This is a genomic window from Synechococcus sp. R55.2 (assembly GCF_047462075.1).
Taxonomy (GTDB): domain Bacteria; phylum Cyanobacteriota; class Cyanobacteriia; order Thermostichales; family Thermostichaceae; genus Thermostichus.
Genome location: NZ_JANSIH010000346.1, coordinates 1 through 3503 on the forward strand (window position 1 = coordinate 1; position 3503 = coordinate 3503).

A 3503-nucleotide genomic window follows, 5' to 3' on the forward strand; every position below is an offset into this window, starting at 1 on the left:
ATCCCACCAGTGCTGCGGTGGCAAAAGCCCGTGCCCCCAGCCCGGTAGCGCTGTAGCTGATCCCCAGGGTCTGCATGTGGCGCTGCATCCGAGCGGCCAATTCGGGATCGGTAACCCGCAAAATGGTGCGGATCCCCGGTTGCAGGCTGTGGGCCGTCAGGGCCGTCTCCAGGTTGGTGAGATCGTCAGGGGTGGTGCAGATTAGGCAGCGGCTGCCCTGAATGCGAGCCTGTTGCAGCGTGCTTGCCAGGGCGTAATCCCCACGAATCACCACTGCCCCCTCCCGTTCCGCCGCCTCCAGCAGAGGGTTCTCGGTATGAGGATCCACAGCCACCACCTCATAGCCCATCTGCCGCAACAACTGCAGCACCAAATAGCTCAGCCGCCCCAACCCCGCTATCACCACATGGTCTTGTTTGGGCATGCGGGCAGCCTGGCCCAAGCCAAAGCGACTGCTCACCAATTTGTCGGTCACCAAGCCGTAAATCAACCCCACCAGGGCAACCCCCACCAAGGTCATCATCACCGCCAGCACCTTCGCCCCCAGCGGCGTTTCCGGCTGTTGAAAAGCCTCGATATCCCCGTAGCCCCCTGTCAGCACCACAATCGTCAGCAACAGCCCATCGAAGACGGGTTTGCCGATCATCCTGAAATTGATCACCCCCAGCACCAACATGGCCCCCAGGGTGAAGGTGAGGGTGCGCACGATGGGCTTGACCTGCAGGAGTCCCTGCACTCCCCTGTGCAGCCAAGACACGAGGGATCCCTGCCCCAGCAACCTGCCTTGCCGTTGTTGTCGCTTGTCCTGCATCTGGCCGCTGGCCCAGCGCTGTGCCCGTGAGGAGCCCCGTCGCCCGTTGCGTTCCAACAGTTGCAGGTAGGCTCTGGGATCGCAAATGACCAAAACGCGATCCCCCTCCAGCAGCTCTGCCTCGTGGTCAAAGTCGTCGAAAACTCGCTGTTTGGAAAAGTCAGAAAGCCCATCCACCGGGTAATGAAACAGCACCCGCGCCCCAAAAGTTTCCTCCAGCTCCGAGAGGGACATATGCAGCAGGCGGGAGTTGTATCCGATGGTCAGCTCCACCACGTTCCAGAGGCTGGTCTCTTGGTCTGAGACGAAATAAGCCGGATCTGCCAGCTCTGGCGGGAGTGTGGCCGGCTGGGCTTCCAACTGGGGCAGCTCAAAGTAGCCAACAAATTCGTCGGAAACGGCCTTGAGGGCAAAAGCCGGGGCAGCCAAAGCCGCCACCGATAGGGAAAAATGCTGCGGCAAAGCCGAGTCGAGATAGCGGGCAAGGCTGTGGTTGAACAGACGCGAGACGACGCGCACCTGTGGGTTGAGATCTCGAATCAGCAAAGCCAGCTCAAAGTTGGCTTGGTCATCGTCCTCCAGCAGCAGCGCCACCCTAATCCGCTCGATCCCAGCCCGCTGCAACACCCCCGGTTGGCGGGGATCCGCCTGTAGGTATTGCCACTGTTCTTCCAAATGAGGGGGCAGATCGGGAGCAACTACTACAGCGCGATGTCCAAAAGCTTCTAGGGCTTGGAGAGTGAGCTCCACCAAATCGTTGTAGCCGCAGACCAGGATAGAGACACCTGGATCCCTGCCGTTCTCTTGCACCTGTGCATGAGGCGATCTCGAAAGGGAGCTCACCATAGCTCTGTCATCTACCCTGCTCCCTTTATACCCGAAGCCTCTTCAGCTTTCGCGAGTGCTGTCAATACCGCTGACCGCAAAGCCCTGGGTAGAGACCCGTTGCTCAACAAGACCGGCTGCGTTGCTGGCCATCTCAGGCGCTGTCGAGGACAAGGGGAAGCCACCCAGTTTCATCCCAAAGGGTGAGAAGTGAGAACAACTCCCAAGAGCTTGACCTGGTACTTGAGATCTCCTATCATTGCCTCAAGGCAAAGTTCTTGAATAAAAGTCTCAATAAGGTTGGCCCAAGATAAGAGCCAACAGAGTGAGGCTTGCGGGGACTGTCTTTGTCCTTTGGGCTTGGCTTTCCGGTGCTTTCTCAGAGAGAGCCTGGCCGGTGGAGCTGTGTCTCTTGAGATGTTTTTGAACTTAGGAGTTGGGTATGCGCTTATCGCGACGGCAATTTGTCAGTGGAGCCACGCTAGGTTCTGCGGCTCTGGCAGCAGGGTCTCTTCTGCGTCCGGCCCATGGCGCCAATCGGGAAGTGAACCTCTACACCTCGCGGCACTACGGCACAGACGAGAAATTGTACGAACTTTTCAAGCAGAAAACGGGCATTACCGTGAATTGGGTGCAGGGCAACGCCGATGAGATCGTCCAGCGCATCCGCAGCGAGGGATCCAACAGCCCCGCCGACATCTTCATGACGGTGGATGTTGCCCGGTTGTGGCGCGCTCAGAACGAGGGCTTGTTTCAACCCATCCAGTCGGAGACGCTCTCCAAAAATATTCCCGAGTCTCTGCGGGATCCAGAGGGGTACTGGTTTGGCCTCACCAAGCGGGCGCGGGTGATCATGTACAACAAAGACAAGGTGGATCCCAAGGAGTTGTCCACCTATGAGGACTTGGCAAACCCCAAATGGCGGGGCAAGGTGCTCACCCGCTCCTCCAGCAACGTCTACAGCCAATCCTTGACGGCCTCGATCATCTTGGCCCACGGGATCCCGGAAACAGAGCAATGGGCACGGGGTTTAGTAGCCAATTTTGCTCGTCCGCCGGAAGGGGGAGACACGGATCAGATCAAGGCCGTGGCCGCCGGAGTGGGAGATGTGGCTCTGGCCAACACCTACTATTTGCCCCGTTTGATCAAATCCGACAATCCAGAAGATCGCGCCGTAGCCGAGAAAATCGGCGTCTTCTTCCCCAACCAAGAGGATCGCGGCACCCACGTCAACATCAGCGGGGCCGGCATTCTGAAAACAGCTCCCAACAAAGACGCGGCCATCCAATTTTTGGAGTTTCTCTCCGGGCCAGAGGCGCAGGCCATTTTTGCCCAGAGCAACAACGAGTATCCAGTGCTGCCAGGGGCCGAGATCGACTCGGTGGTGGCCAGCTTTGGCACCTTTAAGGAAGACACGATCAACGCTGCCAGCATTGGCCGTGTCACCCCTGATGCGTTAAGAGTCATGGATCGGGCAGGTTGGCGATAGGGGTTGGGATCGCCCAGAGCGCCGGGGTGGCCGAGAGTCTTCTTCATTGGCTCCCCGGCATGGCTTATGGCTCGGCCATAGATCAAAGCCAAGCCTCAGATTTTGGTCTTGAGACGTGACATACTCCCGCACTCATGCTGACGTATAGATAGAGAGCGGGCTTTCGGTAGCCCTGTAGTTGGCAAGCCAACCACGTTCGCGAAGCCAGCCGTAGGCTTAGCCTCTGGGCTGGTTTACAGCAGCCCCCAAAAGCGCGATCATATTTGCCCCATTCAAGTCCGCATTCCCTTCCCATCCACAATGCTCACACTCAAACTTCTTCTCACTGCGATAGGATCGCGCAGGGTCGGGATGGATGTGCAGACACCGGTGGCAAGT

The 3503-nt window shown here is 58.3% G+C and carries 3 protein-coding genes; 1 reads left to right on the forward strand and 2 read right to left on the reverse strand.

Going from position 1 to position 3503, the window contains the following annotated elements; genetic code table 11:
* Positions 1–1621 (reverse strand): NAD-binding protein (locus tag NW838_RS11105; RefSeq protein ID WP_414428051.1); only part of this gene is annotated, 1621 nt, incomplete at its 3' end.
* Between the two features lie 451 nt (positions 1622–2072).
* On the opposite strand from NW838_RS11105, the gene NW838_RS11110 reads away from it, so the two are divergent.
* Positions 2073–3125: a Fe(3+) ABC transporter substrate-binding protein gene (locus tag NW838_RS11110; protein ID WP_414428052.1), complete on the forward strand. Its 1053-nt coding sequence runs from the start codon at positions 2073–2075 to the stop codon at positions 3123–3125.
* A gap of 216 nt (positions 3126–3341) precedes the next feature.
* Here the strand turns inward: NW838_RS11110 and NW838_RS11115 are convergent.
* On the reverse strand, positions 3342–3503 hold a 162-nt coding region (locus tag NW838_RS11115), incomplete at its 5' end, for a zinc ribbon domain-containing protein (RefSeq protein ID WP_414428053.1).